Genomic DNA, 23,842 nt, shown 5'->3' on the forward strand with positions numbered 1-23,842 from the left:
GTTAAGCCCTGAATGGAAGCTTGAAAGCCTTTAAAAGAGCACGGCCTTCCTCATCAGTTTTGGCTGTAGTGCTAATGATGATATCCATACCGCGAATCTGATCGATCTTGTCGTAATCAATCTCGGTAAAGATGATCTGCTCCTTGACGCCAAAACTGTAGTTGCCGCGGCCATCAAAAGACTTGGGAGACAACCCCCGGAAATCCCGAATACGCGGTATGGCAATACTGACCAGACGGTCGAGAAACTCATACATCCTGCTGCCACGCAAGGTGACCTTGCATCCGACCGGATAACCCTCGCGAATCTTGAAGGCAGCAACCGATTTGCGAGCCTTGGTGACCACAGGCTGCTGGCCAGCGATCTGACGCATGTCGTTCAGTGCAGCGTCCAGAACCTTCTTGTCAGCGACCGCTTCACCGACACCCATATTCAGGGTTATTTTTTCCAGCCGTGGAACTTCCATAACGTTCCGGAAACCGAATTCCTTCATCAGAGCCGGAGCGATATTATCCCGATAGAGGGACTGCATACGAGCTTGCATGGTAAAATCCTAATTTATATATCTACGACTTCGCCGCTGGATTTGAATACACGTACCTTGCGGCCATCATCCAGGATGCGAAAGCCCACCCGGTCGGCCTTACCCGAGACCGGATTGTATAGAGCGACATTAGAGACGTGAATGGAGGCTTCCTTCTCGACGATCCCACCCGCCACACCTTGATGCGGATTAGGTTTCGTATGCCTTTTCACGACATTCACATGCTCGACCAGTACCCTGTTGCGATCCGGCAGCACCCTGAGCACCGATCCACGCTTGCCCTTGTCCTTGCCAGTCAAAACGATGACTTCATCACCTTTACGAATCTTTTCCATAAACCACCCGACCTAAAGAACTTCAGGGGCCAGGGAAATGATCTTCATGAAGTTGCCAGTACGCAGTTCACGCGTAACAGGGCCGAAGATACGAGTTCCAATTGGCTGAAGCTGGTTGTTCAACAGGACTGCGGCATTTCCGTCGAAACGGATCACCGAGCCATCCTCGCGACGAATACCATGGCAGGTGCGAACCACCACAGCATTATAAACGTCACCTTTCTTGACCTTTCCCCGGGGCGCAGCATCCTTGACAGACACCTTGATGATGTCGCCAATCCCAGCATAACGGCGATGTGATCCACCAAGCACCTTGATGCACATCACCTCGCGCGCACCGCTGTTATCTGCGACACTGAGCCTGCTTTGCATTTGAATCATGGCAACTCTCCTTACTCAGAGCGCAGACCTAAGTGGCCTTGTTCAAAACTTTCACTAGACGCCAGAACTTGGTTTTGGAAAGAGGCCTGCATGCCTCGACCATAACCTCGTCACCCTCCTGACAGAGGTTACCCTCATCATGAGCGTGGATCTTGTTAGATCGGCGAATATACTTTTTGTAGATCGGGTGCTGGATCTGCCGTTCGATGAGAACAACGATGGTCTGATCCATCTTGTTGCTCACAACCTTTCCAACAACCGTCCTGTTTCCGGTCTCTGTCGCCATGGCTAAAAACTCACTTTTCGCGGATTAGTGTTCTTACGCGCGCAATATCGCGCCGGACAGCCCGAAGCCGCGCAGTGTTCTGAAGCTGAGCCGAGGCATGCTGCATACGAAGCTTGAATTGCTCGTCGAGCAGGCTGATGAGTTCCTGCTGCAGCGCATCACCAGATTTCCCGCGAAGTTCATTAGTATTCATCCCATCACCTGACGCGTTACAAAGGTGGTAAGAACGGGCAGCTTGGCTGCGGCGAGCGCAAAGGCTTCCCGGGCAATTTCCTCGCTGACGCCATCCATTTCATAGATGACCTTGCCAGGTTGCACCAGAGCAACCCAGTATTCAGGGCTGCCCTTGCCCTTGCCCATACGAACTTCAGCAGGTTTCTTGCTGATGGGCTTGTCCGGGAAAACGCGGATCCAGACCCGCCCACCACGCTTGATATGCCTGGTCAAGGCGCGGCGCGCGGCTTCAATCTGCCTGGCTGTAAGGCGACCACGGGTGGTGGCCTTGAGGCCAAACTCGCCAAAGCTGACCTTGCTACCACGATCGGCGATACCGCGATTGCGCCCTTTATGCTGTTTTCTGAATTTGGTGCGTTTCGGCTGTAACATGGTTTAACCTTGCTGTTTATCCTTACCAGAGGCAGTACGGTTCGCCTCCAGATCAAGGATTTCACCCTTAAAGATCCAGACCTTCACCCCAATGATGCCATAGGTGGTTTTAGCTTCTGCAACACCATAGTCGATATCGGCGCGTAGTGTGTGAAGCGGAACCCGACCCTCCCTGTACCACTCAGTTCGGGCAATCTCGGCGCCACCCAGGCGTCCGGCGCAGTTGATTTTCATGCCAAGGGCGCCCAGGCGCATGGCATTGGTGACCGCCCGCTTCATGGCGCGACGGAACATGATCCGGCGCTCAAGCTGCTGGGCAACACTTTCGGCCACCAGTTTGGCATCGAGTTCCGGCTTGCGGATTTCCTCGATATTCAGGTGAACGGGCACCCCCATCCGAGCCTGAACATCCTTGCGCAGACGATCGATGTCTTCGCCTTTCTTGCCAATCACGATGCCCGGTCGAGCAGTATGTATGGTTATTCTGGCATTTCGGGCGGGGCGCTCGATGGTGATGTTGGAAACCGATGCACCCGCAAGACGCTTGCTTATGAATTCCCGAACGGCAATATCTTCATTCAGCTTGTCAGCAAAGTCATGCTTCCCATACCAGCGGGAGCTCCAGTCCTTGATGATGCCAACGCGAATGCCGACAGGATTAACTTTTTGTCCCATGTTTTCCTCGTACCCTATTTCTCGGCTACGGTGATACTAAAATGACTCGTACGCTTGAGAATTCGAGTCCCCCGGCCTTTCGCCCTGGCATGAAAACGCTTCAGTACAGGACCTTCATCCACACAGATCTTGGCCACAACCAGTGAGTCCACGTCGGCGCCCGCATTGTGTTCAGCATTGGCAATTGCTGATTCAAGACACTTCCTGATCGGCAAAGCTGCTTTTTTATTGCTATAAACCAGCAACTCGATGGCTCGCTCGACTTTCAGTCCGCGCACCTGATCAGCCACCAACCGGGCCTTCTGCGGGGAAATGCGAAATCCCCTGAGATATGCCGACGCTTCCATTCATTTACTCCTTAAGCTTATCGCTTGGCCTTCTTGTCGGCCGCATGTCCTTTGAAAGTCCGGGTTGGGACGAATTCACCCAGCTTATGGCCTACCATGTTCTCATTGATGCTGACCGGCACATGCTGCCTACCGTTGTGCACTGAAAAGGTAAAGCCAATGAACTCCGGGGTGATGGTCGAACGCCGTGACCAGGTCTTTATTGGCCGCTTTGAACTTTCGTTCGCGGCAGCCAGGACCTTTTTCATGAGATGGCCATCTACAAAGGGACCTTTCTTTATTGAACGTGCCACTTTAGCTCCTCTGATTAAGCTTTGCGCCGGCGAACAATCATGCCGCTCGTCCGCTTGTTCCTGCGGGTACGGTAACCCTTCGTAGGCTGGCCCCAGGGACTGACCGGGTGACGGCCACCGGAGGTACGGCCCTCACCACCACCATGCGGGTGGTCTACCGGATTCATGGCAACACCGCGGACGGAGGGACGGACACCGCGCCAGCGGCTCGCACCCGCTTTCCCCAGTGACCTGGATGAGTGCTCGGCGTTGCCAACTTCTCCGATTACCGCCCGGCAATTGATGCTTACCTTGCGAACCTCGCCAGAGCGCATGCGGATGAGGGCATATTCACCCTCGCGGGCCATGAGCTGCGAGCTCGCACCGGCAGATCGAGCAATCTGAGCACCCTTTCCAGGACGCATCTCGATGTTGTGCACCTGCGCACCAACCGGTATGTAGCGCAGGGGCAGGCAGTTGCCCACCTTGATTGGCGCCTGCTCGCTGGAGATGACCTCCATGCCGACAACCAGGCCCTTGGCAGCAATGATGTAGCGGCGCTCACCATCCGCATACTTCACCAGCGCCAGATGAGCGCTGCGGTTCGGGTCGTATTCCAGACGTTCGACAAGCCCAGGGATGTTCAGCTTGTCACGCTTGAAGTCAACGACACGATAATGCTGCTTATGACCACCGCCACGGCGGCGGGTCGTAATGCGGCCATTGTTGTTCCGGCCGGAAGAGCGATTCTTGCGCTCCAGGAGTGCGGCATGCGGCTTACCCTTGTGAAGTTCGGGGCTTTGCAGCTTGACGACGAAGCGGGCACCCGCTGAAGTCGGTTTTACATTGATTAGGGCCATTTAAGTTTCCTTTGCGACTTAGGCGCCTGACACCAGCTCAAGATTTTGGTCGGCATCCAAGCAAACATAGGCTTTCTTCCAGTCACTGCGACGCCCCACATGGCGACCGAAGCGCTTGACCTTTCCTTTGCAGTTAGCGGTCTGGACAGCCTTCACCTTGACCTCGAAAAGGCTTTCAACGGCCTTCTTGATCTCAAGCTTGGTAGCGTCCGTGGTGACCTTGAATACGAACTGATTGTGCTTTTCCGCCACCCTGGTCGCCTTTTCGCTGATCAGGGGTGACCGCAGTACCAGATATTTGCGCTCCGGATTCATCCCAGCATCTCCTCGAGGCTCTCAGCTGCTTCGCGCGTCATCACCACCCGCTCGTAGCGCAGGAGGTCGACCGGATTCATGGCAGGCACATCCAGCAGGCCCACACGGGGCAGGTTGCGCAAGCCAAGGTAAAGGTTCTCGGTGGGATTGTTGCTGATGATCAGCGTGTCATCGCCACCAAGCAAATTGAGGAGTTGCTTGCCCAGTTTTGTCCTGGGTGCTTCCAGGTCAATGCTTTCCACGATGGTCAGGCGCTCGATCCGCAACAGTTCGGCAAGCACCGAACGCATTGCGCCGGCGTACATCTTCCTGTTGACCTTCTGAACATAGGACCGGGGCTGGGCTGCGAAGGTCCTGCCACCGCCACGCCAGATCGGACTGCGGATGGTACCAGCGCGGGCGCGGCCCGTACCCTTTTGCTTCCAGGGCTTTTTCCCGCCGCCGCGGACTGCCGCACGATTCTTCTGGGCTACGGTGCCGGCCCGGCCACCGGCCATATAGGCCGTCACCACCTGATGAACCAGAGGCTCATTGTAGGCAGTCGTGAAGATCTCATCCGAGAGATTGCACTGGCCTACTGACTCTTTGTTTGTATTGAAGACGGTAACTTGCATGATAGATTTCCTGCCTAACGCGCTTTGACAGCGGGACGGATCTCCACGTCGGCACCCTTGGAGCCAGGCACCGCGCCTTTTACGAGGAGGAGGTTACGATCCATATCAACGCGAATGATTTCCAGGTTCTGCATGGTGACGCGCTCGGCACCAAGCTGGCCAGCCATGCGCTTGCCCTTGAAAACACGACCGGGGGTCTGGCGGTTACCGATGGAACCAGGTGCGCGATGCGAAAGGCTGTTACCGTGGGTGGCCCTGTTGCTGCTGAAATTGTGGCGCTTGATGGCCCCGGCAAATCCCTTGCCCTTGCTGATGGCGCTGACATCCACCATCTGCCCGGCCTCGAAAATCTCAAGCGTCAGATCAGCCCCGGCTTGAAAAGCCGTGACATCATCCACGGTGAACTCACGCAGCGAACGGCCGGCCTGAATTCCGGCCTTGGCGAAGTGCCCGGCCATGGGCTTGGTGACGCGCTGCGGGCGCCGTTCACCAAAGGTCACCTGAATGGCAGTGTATCCATCGACCGCCGGTGTCTTGACCTGGGCAATGCGATTCGGGGTCACCTCAAGGACCGTGACGCCTACCGATGCGCCATTGTCCTGCACGACCCGTGTCATCCCCAGCTTGCGTCCTACTAATCCAATACTCATTTTCCTGTCCTTTGATTCCGCTTCCCGGACTTAGAGCTTGATCTCGACATCGACCCCAGCTGCCAGATCAAGCTTGATCAGCGCATCGACAGTTTTGTCCGTGGGCTCGAGGATATCGAGGATCCGCTTATGGGTGCGGATCTCGAATTGATCACGAGATTTCTTGTTTACATGGGGCGAACGGAGCACGGTAAATCGCTCGATCTTGGTCGGGAGCGGAATGGGGCCATGCACGCGGGCACCCGTACGTTTCGCCGTGTCGACAATCTCAGCCGCCGAGGCGTCAAGTATCCGGTGATCAAAGGATTTGAGCCGGATGCGAATCTTCGAGCTTTCCATATTATTTGCCTTACTCCACGATCTTGGCGACGACGCCGGCGCCAACGGTGCGGCCGCCTTCGCGGATAGCGAAGCGCAGGCCTTCTTCCATGGCGATCGGGGCGATCAGGGTCACGTTCATCTTGACGTTGTCACCCGGCATCACCATCTCCACCCCCGAGGGCAGCTCGCAGGCACCCGTCACGTCCGTGGTGCGGAAGTAGAACTGCGGCCGGTAGCCATTGAAAAACGGCGTGTGACGCCCACCCTCTTCCTTCGACAGCACGTACACCTCGGCTTCAAAGCGGGTATGCGGCTTGATGGAACCGGGCTTGGCCAGCACCTGGCCTCGCTCGACGTCGTCTTTCTTGGTGCCGCGCAGCAGCGCGCCGATGTTGTCGCCCGCCTGGCCCTGATCCAGCAGCTTGCGGAACATCTCCACACCGGTGATGGTGGTCTTGGTGGTCGGACGCATGCCGACGATCTCGATTTCATCACCCACCTTGATGATGCCGCGCTCCACGCGTCCGGTCACCACGGTGCCACGCCCGGAAATGGAGAACACGTCTTCCACCGGCATCAAAAACGGCTTGTCGATGGCGCGCTCGGGCTGCGGGATGTAGCTGTCCAGCGCATCGGCAAGCTTGAAAATCGCCGGCTCGCCAATCTCGCTCTGATCCCCTTCCAGGGCCTTGAGCGCCGAACCCGTGATCACCGGGGTGTCGTCGCCCGGGAATTCATACTTGTCCAGCAGCTCGCGCACTTCCATCTCCACCAGCTCCAGCAGCTCGGCGTCGTCCACCATGTCGGCCTTGTTCAGGAACACGACAATGTAGGGCACGCCCACCTGACGGGCCAGCAGAATGTGCTCGCGCGTCTGCGGCATCGGGCCATCCGCCGCACTCACCACCAGGATCGCGCCGTCCATCTGCGCCGCTCCGGTGATCATGTTCTTGACGTAGTCCGCGTGACCCGGGCAATCCACGTGCGCATAGTGCCGCGCCTGCGTTTCATATTCCACGTGCGAGGTCGCAATCGTGATCCCGCGCTCCCGCTCTTCCGGCGCATTGTCAATCTGACTGTAATCCCGGAACTCCCCACCAAACTTCGTGGACAGCACCTTCGTCAACGCCGCCGTCAGCGTGGTCTTCCCATGGTCCACGTGACCAATCGTCCCTACATTTACATGCGGCTTCGTGCGCTCAAACTTTCCCTTGGCCACGGCTCAAACCTCCGATTGCGGAATACTGTTAACGTTGGCTCTTCTGTACAATTGTCTCGGCGACATGCGCCGGGACCTCGAGATATTTCTTGAATTCCATCGTGTAGGTTGCCCGGCCTTGTGACAAGGAGCGTACCGTGGTGGCATACCCAAACATTTCCGCCAAGGGAACTTCAGCCCGGATGACCTTGGCGCCAGCCTCATCATCCATGCCCAGAATCATGCCACGACGGGAATTCAAATCGCCGATGATGTCGCCCATGTAGTCTTCAGGCGTTACGACCTCGACGGAGAATACAGGTTCCAGGAGTACCGGATTTGCCTTTTTGGCACCATCCTTGAACGCCATGGAGCCTGCGATCTTAAAGGCGGCTTCCGATGAATCGACTTCATGGTAGGAACCATCAAAGATGGTTACCTTTACGTCGACCACGGGAAAGCCCGCTATAATACCATTATTGAGCGCTTCTTCAACACCTTTCTGCGTCGGCGCGATGAATTCCTTCGGCACGGTACCGCCAACCACCGCATTTTCGAACACGAAACCTTCGCCCGGTTCCCGTGGCGACAATCTCAACCAGACATGGCCATATTGCCCACGACCACCGGACTGGCGCACGAACTTGCCTTCCTGCTCGACGGTTTTGCGGATCGTTTCACGGTATGCGACCTGTGGCGCACCCACATTGGCTTCAACGCCGAATTCGCGCTTCATGCGATCGACAATGATTTCGAGATGCAACTCGCCCATGCCGGAGATGATGGTCTGCCCGGACTCCTGATCGGTCCGCACCCGGAATGAAGGATCTTCCTGGGCCAGCTTGCCCAGCGCGAGCCCCATCTTTTCCTGGTCGCTCTTGGTTTTCGGCTCCACCGCAACGTGAATCACCGGCTCCGGGAATTCCATGCTTTCCAGCGAAATCGGCTTGCCGAGATCACAGAGCGTCTCACCTGTCACGACACCCTTGAGCCCCACGGCTGCAGCGATGTCACCGGCGCGAACTTCCTTGATTTCCTTGCGCTCATTGGCGTGCATCTGCAGCAGACGGCCAATGCGCTCCTTCTGGCCCTTGCTCGGGATCAACACCTGGGTGCCAGCCTCAAGCACACCGGAGTAGACGCGAAAGAAGGTCAGCTGGCCCACGAACGGGTCGGTGGCGATCTTGAAAGCCAGCGCGGAGAAGGGCTCCTCATCAACAGGTAGCCTCGATTCTTCCTCGCCAGTATCCGGCTGCGTGCCCTTCACTGCCGACACGTCCGCCGGCGCAGGCAGATAATCGACAACCGCGTCGAGCATGGCCTGCACGCCCTTGTTCTTGAAGGCGGAACCGCAAAGTACCGGCACCAGCGCACCCGCTATCGTTCCCTCGCGCAGCGCACTCTTGATTTCCTCGTCGCTCAGCTCCTCGCCTTCGAGGTAGCGCATCATGAGTTCTTCGTTGCTCTCAGCGGCAGCTTCGACCATGAACTGGCGGGCACTTTCAGCCTGCTCCCGCATGTCAGCCGCGATTTCGCGCTCCTCGAAACGCACGCCCTGACTGGCATCATCCCAGTAGATCGCCTTCATCTTGAGCAGGTCGATCACACCTTCGAAGTTGTCCTCAGCGCCGATCGGGAGCTGGATTGGCACCGGATTGCCGCGCAGGCGCTCCCGGATCTGCTTGACCACGCGACCGAAATCGGCACCGGAACGATCCATCTTGTTGACGAAGGCGATGCGTGGCACGCCATATTTGTTCGCCTGGCGCCAGACCGTTTCCGACTGGGGCTGCACGCCGCCAACCGCGCAGAACACCGCGCAGGCACCGTCTAGCACGCGCAGCGATCGCTCCACCTCGATGGTGAAATCCACGTGACCCGGCGTGTCAATGATATTGATCCGGTGCTCGGGCAACTTGCCATCCATGCCCTTCCAGAAGCAGGTGGTAGCCGCAGACGTGATGGTGATGCCACGTTCCTGCTCCTGTTCCATCCAGTCCATGGTGGCCGCGCCCTCATGAACCTCGCCGATCTTGTGCGAGACACCCGTGTAAAAAAGAATGCGCTCGGTCGTCGTCGTTTTACCGGCGTCGATGTGAGCCATGATCCCGATATTCCGGTAACGCTCGATAGGAGTTGTACGTGCCACGCCTGAATCCTTTAAATCCTGGGTTTTTACCAGCGGTAATGGGAGAAGGCCTTGTTGGCCTCTGCCATCCTGTGAGTTTCTTCGCGCTTTCTGACCGCATTGCCGCGGTTTTCAGACGCTTCGATCAATTCGGCCGCCAAACGTTCACCCATGGACTTTTCCGAACGCTTGCGTGCGGAGTCCACGAGCCAGCGCATCGCCAAGGCCGTGCGGCGCTGTGAGCGCACTTCGACGGGCACCTGATAGGTTGCACCACCGACACGACGGCTTTTCACTTCCACCATGGGACGGATGTTGTCCAGGGCCTGGCGAAAGAGGGCAATGGGGTCTTCCTTGCCGCGCGCGGCGACACGATCCAGGGCACCATAGACGATTTTTTCGGCTACGCTCTTCTTGCCATCCCTCATCAGGTTATTGGCAAATTTGGCCAGCATTTCGTCCTTGTACTTCGGATCAGGAAGAATCTGGCGCTTGGGGACTTCACGACGTCTCGGCATACTTTACTCCTTCGAGAATTCTTGGCTTACTTCGGCCGCTTGGCGCCATATTTCGAGCGCGCCTGCTTGCGATTCTTCACGCCAGCCGTATCCAGGCTGCCGCGCACGATGTGATACCGGACGCCTGGCAGATCCTTGACGCGTCCACCGCGGATCAGGACTACCGAGTGCTCCTGAAGGTTGTGACCTTCGCCCGGAATATAGCTGCTGACCTCAAAGCCATTGGTCAGGCGCACACGTGCAACCTTACGCAACGCTGAATTGGGTTTTTTAGGGGTCGTCGTGTAAACGCGGGTACACACACCGCGCTTTTGCGGGTTTGCTTCCAGCGCCGGAACCTTGCTCTTTTCCTTGACCTTGGTACGCGGGTTACGAACCAGCTGATTGATTGTTGGCATGAATTACGTCTCCACAGATCTGTGTTGATTGGGCATACAGTAGAAAACTACTGGCCGGCGCCCTGTTAAGAGGGCGAATTCTAGGAGGGAAGCGGTTTTCTGTCAAGGAAAACCCTTAAAAATAAAGGCCGGCCCGCAGGCCGGCCCAATTCTCGTCCTTATTTCTCGGCCGCAATGGAACCGATCATCTCGGATTGTCCTTCCTGGCTGGTTTCCTGCGCTGAGGATCCCAGCTCTCCCGGCAAGGGCTTCACCCGCTGCTTCCGGCGATGCTCGTGATAAGCGAGCCCTGTTCCGGCAGGTATCAGGCGACCGACGATGACGTTTTCCTTGAGACCACGCAGCGCATCCATTCTGCCGGATACGGCGGCTTCGGTCAGCACCCGGGTGGTCTCCTGGAAGCTTGCCGCGGAGATGAAGGATTCCGTCGACAGGCTGGCCTTGGTGATGCCGAGCAGAACGGGCTCCAGCACCGCTGGCTGCTTGCCTTCAGCGATAACCCTTTCGTTCTCCTCTTCCGCACGGGTGCGGTCAAGCTGCTCGCCTTTCAGCAGGATCGTTTCCCCGCCATCCAGGACCTCGACCTTGCGCAGCATCTGCCGCACGATCACCTCGATGTGCTTGTCATTGATCTTCACACCCTGCAGGCGGTAAACGTCCTGGACCTCATCCACAATGTAGCGGGCGAGCGATTCCACCCCGAGCACGCGCAGGATGTCGTGCGGCACCGGCTGCCCTTCGACCAGCTGCTCGCCGCGGTTCACGTGCTCACCTTCGAACACCGTGACATGGCGCCCCTTGGGGATGAGGTATTCATGCTGCTCCCCATGCTCATCGGTAATGATCAGCCGCTGCTTGCCCTTGGTATCCTTGCCAAAGCTGATGATGCCTTCATGCTCGGCAATGATGGCAAAGTCCTTGGGACGGCGCGCCTCGAACAGTTCGGCCACCCGTGGCAGACCACCGGTGATGTCGCGGGTCTTGGAAGTCTCCTGCGGAATGCGCGCGACGACGTCGCCAGCCGCAATGACATCATTTTCCTTGACGGTCACGATGGCCCCCGGCGGCAGGAAGTAGCGTGCCGGAATCTCGGTACCTGGCATATGCAGCTCATTGCCCTGGTCATCCTGCAGGATGATCACCGGGCGCAGATCACGCCCTTGCTGACCACGCTGCTTGGGATCACTGACGACCAGTGTGGACAGGCCGGTGATTTCATCCACATGCGCATTGACCGTCACACCATCCACGAAGCTCTGGAAGGCGATGGTACCCTCGACCTCACTGATGATGGGGTGCGTGTACGGATCCCAGGTGGCAATCGTCTGGCCTGCCGTGACGGTATCCCCTTCGTTGACCAGGATGTTGGCGCCATAAGGGATCTTGTAGCGTTCCTTCTCGCGCCCCTGCTCATCCGAGATGCTCAGTTCACCATTGCGGCCCACCACGATGTTCCTGCCGCTGGGATGTTTCACGAATCGCAGGTTCTGGAAGCGCGTTGCGCCCCCCTGCTTCACCTCGATGGTGCTTTGTGCCGCAGCCCGGCTTGCAGCGCCGCCGATATGGAAGGTACGCATGGTCAGCTGGGTACCCGGCTCGCCGATACTCTGCGCGGCGATCACGCCCACGGCTTCGCCGGCATTGACCAGGTGTCCGCGCCCGAGATCACGTCCATAGCAGAGGGCGCATACGCCATGCTTTGAACGACAGGTGAGCGGCGAGCGTACGCGGAGCTGATCGACGCCCAATTCGTCGAGAAGCTTGACCTTGCTTTCATCGAGCATGGTGTTGGCCGGCACGACCCCCTCCCCGGTATTGGGATGCAGGATTTCCTCCAGCGTCACCCGGCCGAGTACCCGCTCGCGCAGGGGTTCGATCACTTCGCCGCCTTCCACCAGGGGGTTCATGAGCAGGCCGTTGGTTGCACCGCAGTCATGCTCGACCACCACCAGGTCCTGGGTCACGTCCACCAGACGGCGGGTCAGGTAACCAGAGTTGGCGGTTTTCAGGGCCGTATCCGCCAGACCCTTTCGCGCGCCATGCGTCGAGATGAAGTACTGCAGTACGTTCAGGCCTTCTCGGAAGTTCGCGGTAATCGGGGTTTCGATGATGGAGCCGTCCGGCTTGGCCATCAGCCCGCGCATCCCCGAGAGCTGCCGGATCTGCTGGGCTGAACCACGAGCACCGGAATCCGCCATCATGTAGATGGAGTTGAAGGACTCCTGTTCGACCTGTTTGCCGGTGGCGTCCACCACGATTTCCGTGCTGAGCTTGTCCATCATGGCCTTGGCCACCTGATCGGTGGTGCGGGACCAGATATCGACGACCTTGTTGTAGCGTTCGCCCTGGGTCACGAGACCGCTGGCGTACTGTCCTTCGATGGCCTTGACCTCCTCCTCGGCACGGGCAAGGATGTCCACCTTCTCCTTGGGCGTGACCATGTCATCCGCGCCAAAGGAGATTCCGGCCCTCGTGGCATAGCTGAAACCGGTATACATCAGCTGGTCGGCGAAGACGACGGTTTCCTTCAGGCCAACGCCGCGATAGCAGGCATTGATCAGCTCACCGATGCCCTTCTTCTTCAGGGTACGGTTGAGAATGCTGAAGGGCAGGCCTTCCGGCAGGATGTCCGCCAGTAGCGCCCTTCCGACCGTGGTCTGCTCGCGCTTGCCTCGGATGCGCACCTGAATGCGGGCATGCAGTTCCAGTTGGCCGATATCATAGGCCAGGCGCAGGTCACGCACATCGCTGAAGAGCCGCCCTTCGCCCCGCGCGTTGACGCGATCGCGGGTCATGTAATAGAGACCCAGCACGATGTCCTGCGACGGGACGATGATCGGCTCGCCATTGGCTGGTGACAGCACGTTGTTGGTCGACATCATCAGCGTGCGCGCTTCGAGCTGGGCTTCCAGCGAGAGGGGCACGTGCACGGCCATCTGGTCGCCGTCGAAGTCGGCGTTGTAGGCAGCGCAGACCAGCGGATGCAGCTGGATGGCCTTGCCCTCGATCAGGACCGGCTCGAAGGCCTGGATACCCAGTCGATGCAGGGTCGGCGCACGGTTGAGCAGCACCGGATGCTCACGGATGACCTCTTCAAGGATGTCCCAGACCTCCGGACGTTCCTGCTCGACCATCTTCTTGGCAGCCTTGATGGTCGTGGCCAGGCCACGCAGTTCGAGCTTGTTGAAGATGAAGGGCTTGAACAGTTCCAGTGCCATCTTCTTGGGCAGGCCGCACTGATGCAGACGCAACTGCGGACCGACCACGATCACGGAACGGCCGGAGTAGTCCACGCGCTTGCCGAGCAGGTTCTGACGGAAACGGCCCTGCTTGCCCTTGATCATGTCGGCAAGGGATTTCAGCGGCCGCTTGTTGGCCCCGGAGATGGCACGTCCGCGACGGCCATTGTCCAGCAGGGCGTCCACGGATTCCTGCAGCATGCGCTTTTCATTGCGCACGATGATGTCCGGCGCCTTCAGCTCCAGCAGCCGCTTGAGGCGATTGTTGCGGTTGATCACGCGCCGGTAGAGGTCGTTCAGGTCCGAGGTGGCAAAGCGACCACCATCCAGCGGCACCAGGGGACGCAGGTCCGGCGGCAACACCGGCAGGACCTCGAGCACCATCCACTCGGGACGATTGCCGGACTCGCCAAAGGCTTCCAGGATCTTCAAACGCTTGCCGAATTTCTTGATCTTGGTGTCAGAGCCGGTATTCCCCAGCTCCTCACGGATGCTCGCGGCCTCCTTCTCGACATGGATCGCACGCAGCAGGTCGCGGACCGCCTCGGCACCCATCTTGGCGACGAACTCGTCACCGTACTCTTCCAGGGCGTCGAGGTACTGATCCTCGGTCAGGATCTGCCGGGCCTCCAGCGCCGTCATGCCTGGCTCGATGACGACATAGGCCTCGAAGTAGAGCACGCGCTCGATGTCACGCAGCGGCATGTCCAGAATCATGCCCATGCGACTGGGCAGGGACTTCAGGAACCAGATGTGCGCCACCGGGCTGGCCAGCTCGATATGGCCCATCCGGTCACGCCTGACCTTGGAGAGCGTGACTTCGACGCCGCACTTCTCGCAGATGACGCCCCGGTGCTTGAGACGCTTGTATTTACCGCACAGACATTCGTAATCTTTTACAGGGCCAAAGATCTTGGCGCAGAACAGGCCGTCCCGCTCCGGCTTGAAGGTTCGGTAGTTGATGGTTTCGGGTTTCTTGACCTCACCATAGGACCATGAGCGGATCTTGTCCGGGGATGCGAGCCCGATGCGGATTGCATCGAACTCTTCCTGTGCACCGGGCTGCTTGAACAGATTCAGTAAGTCTTTCAAAGTCTATCTCCCCAATGTGGGTCAGCGTTGACGATGACTGCTGCATCGCCAATCTCTTGCCTCGCGGCTCTCCGTCCCGAGGCGATAAAGCCTTAGACGGAGCAGACGGATTTAGATTCCCCCCTTTCGGGGGGTCAGTTTCCAGTCTTACTTTTCCAGCTGTTCCAGTTCGATATCTATTCCCAGCGAGCGCAGTTCCTTCAAAAGCACATTGAAGGACTCCGGCATGCCAGCTTCCATGCGGTAATCACCCTTGACGATGGATTCATACATCTTGGTCCGCCCGGTCACGTCATCGGACTTCACCGTCAGCATTTCCTGCAGGGTGTAGGCAGCGCCGTAGGCCTGCAGGGCCCAGACTTCCATTTCACCGAAACGCTGTCCACCGAACTGCGCCTTGCCGCCCAGCGGCTGCTGGGTGACCAGGGAGTACGGACCGGTGGATCGGGCATGCATCTTGTCATCCACCAGGTGATGGAGCTTGAGCATGTACATGTAGCCCACGGTGACCTTGCGATCGAAGGGCTCGCCAGTGCGACCATCATACAGGGTGGTCTGACCGCTTTCCGGCAATCCGGCCAGCTTCAGCAGGTGCTTGATTTCGGCCTCATCGGCACCGTCGAACACCGGGGTTGCCATCGGCACGCCATTGCGAAGATTGGCGCTCAGGTTGAGAATTTCCTCATCGCTGAACTCATCGAGGCGCTCCTTGTTTCCGGAGAAGTTGTAGATCTGCTCCAGGAAACCGCGGATTTCCTCCACGGCGCGCCTGGCCTGCAACATCTGATTGATGCGCTCGCCCAAGCCCTTGGCCGCCCAGCCCAGATGCGTTTCCAGGATCTGACCGACGTTCATGCGCGACGGCACGCCGAGTGGATTGAGCACGATGTCCGCCGGGGTGCCATCCTCCAGGAAGGGCATGTCCTCGACTGGCACGATGCGTGACACCACGCCCTTGTTGCCGTGGCGGCCGGCCATCTTATCACCGGGCTGCAGGCGACGACGGATGGCCACGTAGACCTTCACCATCTTCAGGACGCCGGGCGACAGCTCATCACCGGAAAGCAGTTTCTTGCGCTTTTCCTCCAGGTTCTGATCCAGACGCAGGCGCTGTTCCTCGAGCTGGGCACGGATCAATTCAAGCTGCTCATTGACCTCCTCGCTGCGCAAGCGGATCTCGAACCAGCGGGAACGCGGCACGGACTTGAGGTAGACCCTGGTGATCTTGCCGCCCGCGTCGATCTCGCCCGGACCGCCCTCGGCGATCTTGCCGGTCAGGAGTTTCTCGATGCGCTGGAAGGTGTCTTCCTCGACGATGCGGAACTGGTCGTTCAGATCCTTCTTGATACGGGCCAGCTCGGCATTCTCGATCTGCTTGGCACGGGCATCCTTGTCGACGCCATCACGGGTAAAGACCTGGACGTCGATGACCGTGCCCGACAGGCCCGCCGGCATGCGTAGGGAGCTGTCCTTCACGTCCGAAGCCTTCTCGCCAAAGATGGCGCGCAACAGCTTCTCCTCGGGCGTCAGTTGTGACTCGCCCTTGGGCGTGACCTTGCCGACCAGGATGTCACCGGCTTCGACTTCAGCACCGATATAGACAATGCCGGACTCGTCGAGATTGCGCAGATTGGCCTCGCTGACATTCGGAATGTCGCGCGTGATCTCCTCGGAACCGAGCTTGGTATCGCGGGCGAATACCGAGTATTCCTCGACGTGGATGGTGGTGAAGCGATCATCCGCCACCACGCGCTCCGAAATCAGGATGGAGTCCTCGAAGTTGTAGCCGTTCCAGGGCATGAAGGCGACCAGGACGTTCTGACCCAGCGCCAGCTCACCAAGCTCCGTGCTTGGGCCATCGGCCAGCACGTCGCCCCGGGCCACCACGTCACCGACCCTGACGATGGGGCGCTGATTGATGTTGGTGTTCTGGTTGGAACGCGTGTACTTGATGAGGTTGTAGATGTCCACGCCCGGCTCGTCCGGCGCGGTTTCCTCGTCATTGACGCGCACCACGATGCGGCCGGCGTCCACGCTGTCCACCATGCCGCCACGACGCGCCACCACGGTCACGCCCGAATCGATGGCCACCGGCTTTTCCATGCCGGTGCCGACCAGAGGCGCCTGGGTACGCAGCGTCGGCACCGCCTGGCGCTGCATGTTCGAACCCATCAGCGCGCGGTTCGCGTCGTCATGCTCCAGGAACGGGATCAGGCTGGCCGCCACCGAGACGATCTGCTTCGGCGAGATGTCCATGAACTGCACCCGTTCCGGCGCCGACAGGGTGAATTCGTTGTGATGCCGGCAGGACACCAATTCGTCGACCAGCTGGCCATTTTCATCCAGCGTGGAGTTGGCCTGGGCAATGACATAGTCGCCCTCCTCGATCGCCGACAGATAGACGATCTCATCCGTCACCTGCCGATCCACGATCTTGCGATATGGGGTTTCCAGGAAACCGTACTCATTGGTCCGGGCATAGGTGGACAGACTGTTGATCAGACCGATGTTCGGGCCTTCCGGCGTTTCGATCGGGCAGATGCGGCCATAGTGGGTTGGATGCACGTCGCGGACTTCAAAGCCGGCGCGCTCACGGGTCAGACCACCAGGACCGAGGGCAGAAACACGGCGCTTGTGCGTCACTTCCGACAGCGGGTTGGTCTGGTCCATGAACTGCGACAGCTGGCTGGAGCCGAAGAACTCCTTGACCACGGCTGAAACCGGCTTGGCGTTGATCAGCTCCTGCGGCATCAGGCCTTCGCTCTCGGCCAGGGCCAGGCGCTCCTTGACCGCGCGCTCGACACGCACCAACCCGACCCGGAACTGGTTTTCCGCCAGTTCACCCACGGAGCGGACGCGCCGGTTGCCGAGATGATCGATGTCGTCAATCTCACCATTGCCGTTTTTCAGGGCAATGAGCACTTTCATCACATCGATGATGTCATCCTTGCTCAGCACGCCGGAACCGGTGATCTCCTGGCGTCCGACCCGGCGGTTGAACTTCATGCGCCCGACCGCGGACAGATCATAGCGATCGGCATTGAAGAACAGGTTCTGGAACAGGGTCTGCGCGGCGTCGCGTGTCGGCGGTTCACCCGGGCGCATCATCCGGTAGATCTCGATCTGGGCTTCCAGCGGATCTCGCGTGGTGTCGGCGCGCAGGGTTTCCGACATGAACGGGCCATGATCCAGTTCGTTCACGTAGAGCGTCTGGACGGTCTCGATGCCCGCGCTGCGCAAGGCTTCGAGCGCATCAGCGGTGATCGGATCGTTGGCATACAGCAAGAACTCGCCGGTACGCGGATCGATGACATCATGCGCCACGGTGCGGCCAGCCAGGAACTCATCCGGCACGACGATTTCCTGGAGTCCCACCTCCGCCATCTGGCGAACGTGGCGGGCGGTGATCCGGCGACCGGCAGGGACCAGCACTTCGCCGGTCTGGGGATTGACCAGATCGAATTCGGCCATCTCGCCCCGCAGTCTCTCGGGCACGAGGGTGTAGCGCACCTGCTTCGCGTCGATGCGGAACTGTTCCTTTTCAAAGAACATGTCGAGTATCTCGCCCGAGGAATAACCCAGGGCGCGCAACAGCGTGGTGGCCGGCAACTTGCGGCGGCGGTCGATGCGGACGTAGAGCAGATCCTTGGGATCGAACTCGAAATCCAGCCAGGAACCGCGGTAGGGAATGATGCGGGCATTGAACAACAGCTTGCCGGAAGAATGGGTCTTGCCGCGGTCGTGGTCGAAGAACACGCCCGGAGAACGATGGAGCTGTGACACGATCACACGCTCGGTGCCATTCACGACGAAGGTGCCGTTTTCCGTCATCAGGGGGATTTCCCCCATGTAGACTTCCTGCTCCTTGATATCACGTACACGGCGCGTACCTGTGCCCTCATCCTTCTCGTAAAGGGCCAGTCGCAGCTTCACCTTGATGGGTGCGTGATAAGTAAGTCCCCGCTGCTGACACTCCTTCACGTCGAAAGGAGGTTCTTCCAGGCGGTAGGAAACATATTCAAGCACGGCGTTTCCCGAATAGCTTTCCATGGGAAAGACCGATTTGAAAGCAGCCTGCAAGCCTAGGTCTTCCCGTTCCAAGGGCGGCACATCCGGCTGCAGGAATTGCCGATAGGAATCGACCTGGGTCGCCAGCAGGTAAGGCACCTGAAGAATGGTCTGCCTTTTGCCGAAGTCCTTGCGAATGCGCTTTTTCTCAGTAAAGGAATATGCCATGAATGCTCCAGAGTAGCTAAGGGCCAGTGCTGTCCGGCCTAGCAGGGAGATGTTTCCAGAAATAGGGATCGGCTGGTGGCGAAATCGCCACCAGCCGTTACAGCAGGTAACCTGTAAGGTTACTTGACTTCAGCAGAAGCGCCGGCTTCGACCAGCTGGGCCTTGATCTTTTCAGCTTCGTCCTTGGCCACACCTTCCTTGACAGCCTTGGGCGCGGCTTCAACCAGATCCTTGGCTTCCTTGAGGCCCAGGCCGGTGATCGCCCGCACCACCTTGATGGCGTTGACCTTGTTGTCGCCAGCAGCAGTGAGAATGACGTCAAACTCAGTCTTTTCCTCAACGGCAGGGGCGGCCTCACCAGCACCGGCGGCGGCAGGACCAGCCACGGCTACGGCAGCAGCGGAAACGCCAAACTTTTCTTCCATGTCCTTGATCAGCTCGGAGAGCTCAAGAACGGTCATACCAGCGATTGCATCCAGAATTTCGGCTTTGGAAACGGCCATGATTCAACTCCTGAAAATAAATTAAAAGGTTTGGAATAGCGTGCGATCAGGCAGCTTTCTGGTCCCGCACGGCTGCGACCGTACGTACGAAGCGCGCCGGCACTTCGTTGAGGGTACGGACGAAGGTCGAGATCGGCGCCTGCATTGTGCCCATGAGCCGGGCCAGCAGCTCTTCGCGGCTTGGCATTTTGGCCAGTTGCGCGACACGCTGCGCATCCAGCAGGCTGCTTCCCAGGGCACCCACCGTGATCACCAGGCGGTCATTGGTCCTGGCGAAGTCGGACAAGACCTTGGCCAGCGCCACCGGATCGGGACTGCTGCTGAATAGCAAAGGCCCTTTCAACTGGTCCTGGACCACCGCAAAAGGCGTGCCTTCGACAGCCCGATGCATCAGCGTGTTCTTGACCACCCGCATGGAGACGTTCTGGGCACGGCCAGTAGTACGCAAGCGGGTCAGGTCGGACACAGTGAGTCCCCGATATTCGGCAAAGACCACCGCCTGCGCGCCTTCAAGCTGCGACTGCACTTCGGCTATAACCGCCTTTTTCTGCTCAAGATTCAGACTCACTTGAATCTCACCTCCTCATGACCGGCGGGTCCGGCGGCAGGACGAAACCTTGCCGGACCACACCGTCTACGCAGGGCGACCATCCGATTAAGAGCCGGGACACCGGCTCCCCTGCGGTCTTAGACACCGGCCACCCGGAGGTGACCAGTCCCCATTTCTCCAGATACTGCCCTGACTGCAGGCGGGCATCCTGGAGAAATTCGCTTAAGCTGTAAATCCTGCGTGGTCGACGATCACGCCGGGTCCCATGGTGCTGGAGACCGTGAACTTGCGGAAGTAGACACCCTTGCTGGCGGCCGGCCTGGCCTTGCGCAAGGCATCCACGACAGCCAGCAGGTTTTCCTGCAAGGCGGCCGGTTCAAAGGACGACTTGCCGATGGTGCAGTGAATGATGCCACCCTTGTCCACCCGGAACTGAACCTGACCGGACTTGGCGTTCTTGACCGCCGTTTTCACATCGGCCGTGACGGTGCCCACCTTCGGGTTCGGCATCAGGCCACGGGGACCGAGGATCTGTCCCAGCTGACCCACCACGCGCATGGTGTCTGGCGTTGCGATCACGACATCAAAGTTGAGATTGCCGTCACGCACCTGCTGCGCCAGATCATCCAGGCCGACGATGTCGGCGCCAGCCTCGCGGGCATCAGCGGCCTTGTCGCCGTCGGCAAAGACTGCCACGCGCACGGTCTTTCCTGTGCCATTCGGCAATACGACCGAGCCGCGCACCATCTGATCCGATTTGCGGGGATCCACGCCGAGATTGATGGCCACATCCACGGATTCATCAAACTTTGCCTTGGCCATGTTTTTGACCAGCGGCAGCGCCTCTTCCAGCGGATAGCGCTTGCCATGCTCCAGCTGGGCTTCCATCGATTGCAGCCGCTTACCTTTCTTCGCCATGACTTAACCCTCCACAACCAGGCCCATGCTGCGGGCAGTGCCTTCAACCGTGCGCATGGCTGCTTCCAGCTCATTGGCATTGAGATCGGGCATCTTTGTCTTTGCAATCTCCTCGACCTGGGCGCGCGTCACCTTGCCGACCTTGTCGGAATTTGGGCGCTTGCTGCCGCTGGTGATTCCCGCGGCCTTCTTCAGCAGCACGGATGCAGGCGGGGTCTTGGTCTCGAAGGTAAAGCTCTTGTCGGCATACGCCGTGATCACCACGGGGGTCGGCAGGCCGGGCTCAAGGTGCTGCGTGCGCGCATTGAAGGCCTTGCAGAATTCCATGATGTTCAGTCCGCGCTGGCCCAGGGCAGGACCTACGGGCGGGCTGGGATTGGCCTGTCCGGCCTTGATCTGCAGCTTGATGTAACCAATGATTTTCTTAGCCATGATTTACTCCATGTTCGGGGTACAGGCGTCTTGCGACTCCCCCATATGCTCAGACCTTTTCAATCTGTCCGAAATCCAGCTCCACGGGCGTGGAGCGTCCAAACACCATGACGGATACCCGTACCTTGTTCTTTTCGTAATTCACTTCTTCGACGGACCCATTGAAGTCCTTGAAAGGTCCATCCACCACCCGGACAGACTCTCCCACTTCGAAGCTGATCTTGGGCCGCGGTTTTTCCACGCCCTCCTGGACCTGCTGCAGGATTGCCTGGGCTTCCTTCTCGGTCAAGGGATGCGGCCGCCCAACTGAGCCACCCACAAAGCCGGTCACCTTGGGGGTATCCTTCACCATGTGCCAGGTGCTTTCGTCCAGCTCCATTTGCACCAGCACGTAGCCCGGGAAAAACTTGCGCTCGGAGCTGCGCTTCTGACCCTGGCGCATTTCCACCACTTCCTCGGTGGGCACCAGAATGTCGCCAAAAAGGTCTTCGAGGCCTTCTCGCCGGATCCGCTCTTCCAGGGAACGCTTGACCTGCTTCTCAAAGCCTGAATAAGCCTGGACCACATACCACCGCTTTGCCATGCTAGCTCTCCTGGCGCATGATGAGCTGGACGAGCCACAGCAGGCCGAAGTCCACCATCCAGAGGAAAATTGCGATCACGCTGACCATCAGCATGATGACTCCAGTGGTTTGCACCACTTCTTTCCGGGATGGCCAGACCACCTTGCCCGCCTCGGCAACGGCCTCCCGGACAAAGACAATGCTGCCACGGCCTTTTTCGCTTGTCAGAAACACGCCCGCTGCTGCGAATACACCTACCAGAACTGCCGCCACCTGTGCCAGAGGCTGGGTGGATGGGATCAGAAAATAGGCTAGCACCCCGAGCGTGGCGAGGGCCCCGACGAGGATCATTTTTTGCCGCTCAGACATCGGCGTGCGCCTTGCTTTTGTAATTGAATGGCAGGCCAGGAGGGGCTCGAACCCCCAACCTGCGGTTTTGGAGACCGCTGCTCTACCAATTGAGCTACTGGCCTAAACAGGATTGAAGAGGAGCAGCGATCTGCTCCTCCTCGGATTGCCTTACTCCACGATCTTGGCGACGACGCCGGCGCCAACGGTGCGGCCGCCTTCGCGGATAGCGAAGCGCAGGCCTTCTTCCATGGCGATCGGGGCGATCAGGGTCACGTTCATCTTGACGTTGTCACCCGGCATCACCATCTCCACCCCCGAGGGCAGCTCGCAGGCACCCGTCACGTCCGTGGTGCGGAAGTAGAACTGCGGCCGGTAGCCATTGAAAAACGGCGTGTGACGCCCACCCTCTTCCTTCGACAGCACGTACACCTCGGCTTCAAAGCGGGTATGCGGCTTGATGGAACCGGGCTTGGCCAGCACCTGGCCTCGCTCGACGTCGTCTTTCTTGGTGCCGCGCAGCAGCGCGCCGATGTTGTCGCCCGCCTGGCCCTGATCCAGCAGCTTGCGGAACATCTCCACACCGGTGATGGTGGTCTTGGTGGTCGGACGCATGCCGACGATCTCGATTTCATCACCCACCTTGATGATGCCGCGCTCCACGCGTCCGGTCACCACGGTGCCACGCCCGGAAATGGAGAACACGTCTTCCACCGGCATCAAAAACGGCTTGTCGATGGCGCGCTCGGGCTGCGGGATGTAGCTGTCCAGCGCATCGGCAAGCTTGAAAATCGCCGGCTCGCCAATCTCGCTCTGATCCCCTTCCAGGGCCTTGAGCGCCGAACCCGTGATCACCGGGGTGTCGTCGCCCGGGAATTCATACTTGTCCAGCAGCTCGCGCACTTCCATCTCCACCAGCTCCAGCAGCTCGGCGTCGTCCACCATGTCGGCCTTGTTCAGGAACACGACAATGTAGGGCACGCCCACCTGACGGGCCAGCAGAATGTGCTCGCGCGTCTGCGGCATCGGGCCATCCGCCGCACTCACCACCAGGATCGCGCCGTCCATCTGCGCCGCTCCGGTGATCATGTTCTTGACGTAGTCCGCGTGACCCGGGCAATCCACGTGCGCATAGTGCCGCGCCTGCGTTTCATATTCCACGTGCGAGGTCGCAATCGTGATCCCGCGCTCCCGCTCTTCCGGCGCATTGTCAATCTGACTGTAATCCCGGAACTCCCCACCAAACTTCGTGGACAGCACCTTCGTCAACGCCGCCGTCAGCGTGGTCTTCCCATGGTCCACGTGACCAATCGTCCCTACATTTACATGCGGCTTCGTGCGCTCAAACTTTCCCTTGGCCATTGCGTTCCCCTATAAGACCGCCATCCGATGGCGTTTTACAAGACGATGAATCAACAATAAAAATGGAGCCCACAACCGGATTCGAACCGGTGACCTCTTCCTTACCAAGGAAGTGCTCTACCGCCTGAGCTATGTGGGCACGATATGATCA

27 protein-coding genes and 2 tRNA genes are annotated in these 23,842 nt (G+C 58.9%); all 29 read right to left on the minus strand.

Annotation, left to right across the window (positions count from 1 at the left end):
- Nucleotide 1: 1 nt before the first annotated feature.
- Complete coding sequence (gene rplE, locus WOB96_RS12100) at nucleotides 2-544, minus strand: 50S ribosomal protein L5 (protein ID WP_423229747.1); 543 nt, start codon at nucleotides 542-544, stop codon at nucleotides 2-4.
- A gap of 14 nt (nucleotides 545-558) precedes the next feature.
- Complete coding sequence (rplX, locus tag WOB96_RS12105; RefSeq protein ID WP_341371554.1) at nucleotides 559-879, minus strand: 50S ribosomal protein L24; 321 nt, start codon at nucleotides 877-879, stop codon at nucleotides 559-561.
- A 12-nt stretch (nucleotides 880-891) separates the two neighbouring features.
- Entirely contained in the window at nucleotides 892-1,260 is a 369-nt protein-coding gene (gene rplN, locus WOB96_RS12110) for a 50S ribosomal protein L14 (RefSeq protein ID WP_341371555.1), read from the minus strand.
- A 28-nt stretch (nucleotides 1,261-1,288) separates the two neighbouring features.
- Nucleotides 1,289-1,546, minus strand: a complete 258-nt coding sequence (rpsQ, locus tag WOB96_RS12115) for a 30S ribosomal protein S17 (RefSeq protein WP_341371556.1) — start codon at nucleotides 1,544-1,546, stop codon at nucleotides 1,289-1,291.
- 10 nt (nucleotides 1,547-1,556) lie between these two features.
- A complete protein-coding gene (gene rpmC, locus WOB96_RS12120) occupies nucleotides 1,557-1,739 on the minus strand; it encodes a 50S ribosomal protein L29 (protein WP_341371557.1) in 183 nt (60 codons plus the stop codon).
- Nucleotides 1,736-2,152: a 50S ribosomal protein L16 gene (gene rplP, locus WOB96_RS12125; protein WP_341371558.1), complete on the minus strand. Its 417-nt coding sequence runs from the start codon at nucleotides 2,150-2,152 to the stop codon at nucleotides 1,736-1,738. Before rplP ends, rpmC begins: the two co-directional genes overlap by 4 nt.
- Before the next feature lie 3 nt (nucleotides 2,153-2,155).
- On the minus strand, nucleotides 2,156-2,827 hold the full coding sequence (rpsC, locus tag WOB96_RS12130) for a 30S ribosomal protein S3 (RefSeq protein WP_341371559.1): 672 nt from the start codon (nucleotides 2,825-2,827) through the stop codon (nucleotides 2,156-2,158).
- Between the two features lie 14 nt (nucleotides 2,828-2,841).
- Complete coding sequence (gene rplV, locus WOB96_RS12135) at nucleotides 2,842-3,174, minus strand: 50S ribosomal protein L22 (protein ID WP_341371560.1); 333 nt, start codon at nucleotides 3,172-3,174, stop codon at nucleotides 2,842-2,844.
- A 17-nt stretch (nucleotides 3,175-3,191) separates the two neighbouring features.
- Nucleotides 3,192-3,467: a 30S ribosomal protein S19 gene (gene rpsS / locus WOB96_RS12140; protein WP_341371561.1), complete on the minus strand. Its 276-nt coding sequence runs from the start codon at nucleotides 3,465-3,467 to the stop codon at nucleotides 3,192-3,194.
- 14 nt (nucleotides 3,468-3,481) lie between these two features.
- Complete coding sequence (rplB, locus tag WOB96_RS12145; protein ID WP_341371562.1) at nucleotides 3,482-4,306, minus strand: 50S ribosomal protein L2; 825 nt, start codon at nucleotides 4,304-4,306, stop codon at nucleotides 3,482-3,484.
- An 18-nt stretch (nucleotides 4,307-4,324) separates the two neighbouring features.
- Complete coding sequence (rplW, locus tag WOB96_RS12150; protein ID WP_341371563.1) at nucleotides 4,325-4,621, minus strand: 50S ribosomal protein L23; 297 nt, start codon at nucleotides 4,619-4,621, stop codon at nucleotides 4,325-4,327.
- Nucleotides 4,618-5,235, minus strand: coding sequence for a 50S ribosomal protein L4 (gene rplD, locus WOB96_RS12155; protein ID WP_341371564.1), 618 nt, complete (start codon nucleotides 5,233-5,235; stop codon nucleotides 4,618-4,620). The genes rplW and rplD overlap by 4 nt, the downstream gene beginning before the upstream one ends.
- A gap of 14 nt (nucleotides 5,236-5,249) precedes the next feature.
- Nucleotides 5,250-5,885, minus strand: a complete 636-nt coding sequence (gene rplC / locus WOB96_RS12160; RefSeq protein WP_341371565.1) for a 50S ribosomal protein L3 — start codon at nucleotides 5,883-5,885, stop codon at nucleotides 5,250-5,252.
- A 30-nt stretch (nucleotides 5,886-5,915) separates the two neighbouring features.
- Nucleotides 5,916-6,224 (minus strand): 30S ribosomal protein S10, encoded by a 309-nt coding sequence (gene rpsJ / locus WOB96_RS12165; RefSeq protein WP_341371566.1) that lies wholly within the window; start codon nucleotides 6,222-6,224, stop codon nucleotides 5,916-5,918.
- A 10-nt stretch (nucleotides 6,225-6,234) separates the two neighbouring features.
- Nucleotides 6,235-7,425: an elongation factor Tu gene (tuf, locus tag WOB96_RS12170; RefSeq protein WP_341371567.1), complete on the minus strand. Its 1,191-nt coding sequence runs from the start codon at nucleotides 7,423-7,425 to the stop codon at nucleotides 6,235-6,237.
- 28 nt (nucleotides 7,426-7,453) lie between these two features.
- Complete coding sequence (fusA, locus tag WOB96_RS12175) at nucleotides 7,454-9,553, minus strand: elongation factor G (protein ID WP_341371568.1); 2,100 nt, start codon at nucleotides 9,551-9,553, stop codon at nucleotides 7,454-7,456.
- A 26-nt stretch (nucleotides 9,554-9,579) separates the two neighbouring features.
- Nucleotides 9,580-10,050, minus strand: a complete 471-nt coding sequence (rpsG, locus tag WOB96_RS12180; RefSeq protein ID WP_341371569.1) for a 30S ribosomal protein S7 — start codon at nucleotides 10,048-10,050, stop codon at nucleotides 9,580-9,582.
- A 26-nt stretch (nucleotides 10,051-10,076) separates the two neighbouring features.
- Entirely contained in the window at nucleotides 10,077-10,448 is a 372-nt protein-coding gene (rpsL, locus tag WOB96_RS12185) for a 30S ribosomal protein S12 (protein WP_341371570.1), read from the minus strand.
- A 158-nt stretch (nucleotides 10,449-10,606) separates the two neighbouring features.
- The gene (gene rpoC / locus WOB96_RS12190; protein ID WP_341371571.1) at nucleotides 10,607-14,779 is read right to left on the minus strand and encodes a DNA-directed RNA polymerase subunit beta'; all 4,173 of its coding nucleotides are present in this window, start codon (nucleotides 14,777-14,779) and stop codon (nucleotides 10,607-10,609) included.
- Nucleotides 14,780-14,926: 147 nt separating this feature from the next.
- A complete protein-coding gene (rpoB, locus tag WOB96_RS12195; protein WP_341371572.1) occupies nucleotides 14,927-19,015 on the minus strand; it encodes a DNA-directed RNA polymerase subunit beta in 4,089 nt (1,362 codons plus the stop codon).
- Nucleotides 19,016-19,134: 119 nt separating this feature from the next.
- A complete protein-coding gene (gene rplL, locus WOB96_RS12200; protein ID WP_341371573.1) occupies nucleotides 19,135-19,518 on the minus strand; it encodes a 50S ribosomal protein L7/L12 in 384 nt (127 codons plus the stop codon).
- A gap of 46 nt (nucleotides 19,519-19,564) precedes the next feature.
- A complete protein-coding gene (gene rplJ, locus WOB96_RS12205) occupies nucleotides 19,565-20,086 on the minus strand; it encodes a 50S ribosomal protein L10 (RefSeq protein ID WP_341371574.1) in 522 nt (173 codons plus the stop codon).
- A gap of 204 nt (nucleotides 20,087-20,290) precedes the next feature.
- On the minus strand, nucleotides 20,291-20,986 hold the full coding sequence (gene rplA / locus WOB96_RS12210) for a 50S ribosomal protein L1 (RefSeq protein WP_341371575.1): 696 nt from the start codon (nucleotides 20,984-20,986) through the stop codon (nucleotides 20,291-20,293).
- Between the two features lie 3 nt (nucleotides 20,987-20,989).
- The gene (gene rplK, locus WOB96_RS12215) at nucleotides 20,990-21,418 is read right to left on the minus strand and encodes a 50S ribosomal protein L11 (protein WP_341371576.1); all 429 of its coding nucleotides are present in this window, start codon (nucleotides 21,416-21,418) and stop codon (nucleotides 20,990-20,992) included.
- A 49-nt stretch (nucleotides 21,419-21,467) separates the two neighbouring features.
- Nucleotides 21,468-22,001 carry a transcription termination/antitermination protein NusG gene (gene nusG, locus WOB96_RS12220; protein ID WP_341371577.1) on the minus strand — a complete coding sequence of 178 codons (534 nt, stop codon included), beginning with the start codon at nucleotides 21,999-22,001 and terminating at the stop codon, nucleotides 21,468-21,470.
- A gap of 1 nt (nucleotide 22,002) precedes the next feature.
- A complete protein-coding gene (secE, locus tag WOB96_RS12225) occupies nucleotides 22,003-22,350 on the minus strand; it encodes a preprotein translocase subunit SecE (RefSeq protein WP_341371578.1) in 348 nt (115 codons plus the stop codon).
- A gap of 28 nt (nucleotides 22,351-22,378) precedes the next feature.
- Nucleotides 22,379-22,454 (minus strand) — tRNA-Trp (locus WOB96_RS12230).
- A gap of 46 nt (nucleotides 22,455-22,500) precedes the next feature.
- Nucleotides 22,501-23,691 carry an elongation factor Tu gene (gene tuf, locus WOB96_RS12235; RefSeq protein WP_341371567.1) on the minus strand — a complete coding sequence of 397 codons (1,191 nt, stop codon included), beginning with the start codon at nucleotides 23,689-23,691 and terminating at the stop codon, nucleotides 22,501-22,503.
- Nucleotides 23,692-23,754: 63 nt separating this feature from the next.
- Nucleotides 23,755-23,830 (minus strand) — tRNA-Thr (locus WOB96_RS12240).
- Between the last annotated feature and the right edge of the window lie 12 nt (nucleotides 23,831-23,842).

Source organism: Thermithiobacillus plumbiphilus, assembly GCF_038070005.1.
Taxonomy (GTDB): Bacteria; Pseudomonadota; Gammaproteobacteria; order Acidithiobacillales; family Thermithiobacillaceae; genus JBBPCO01.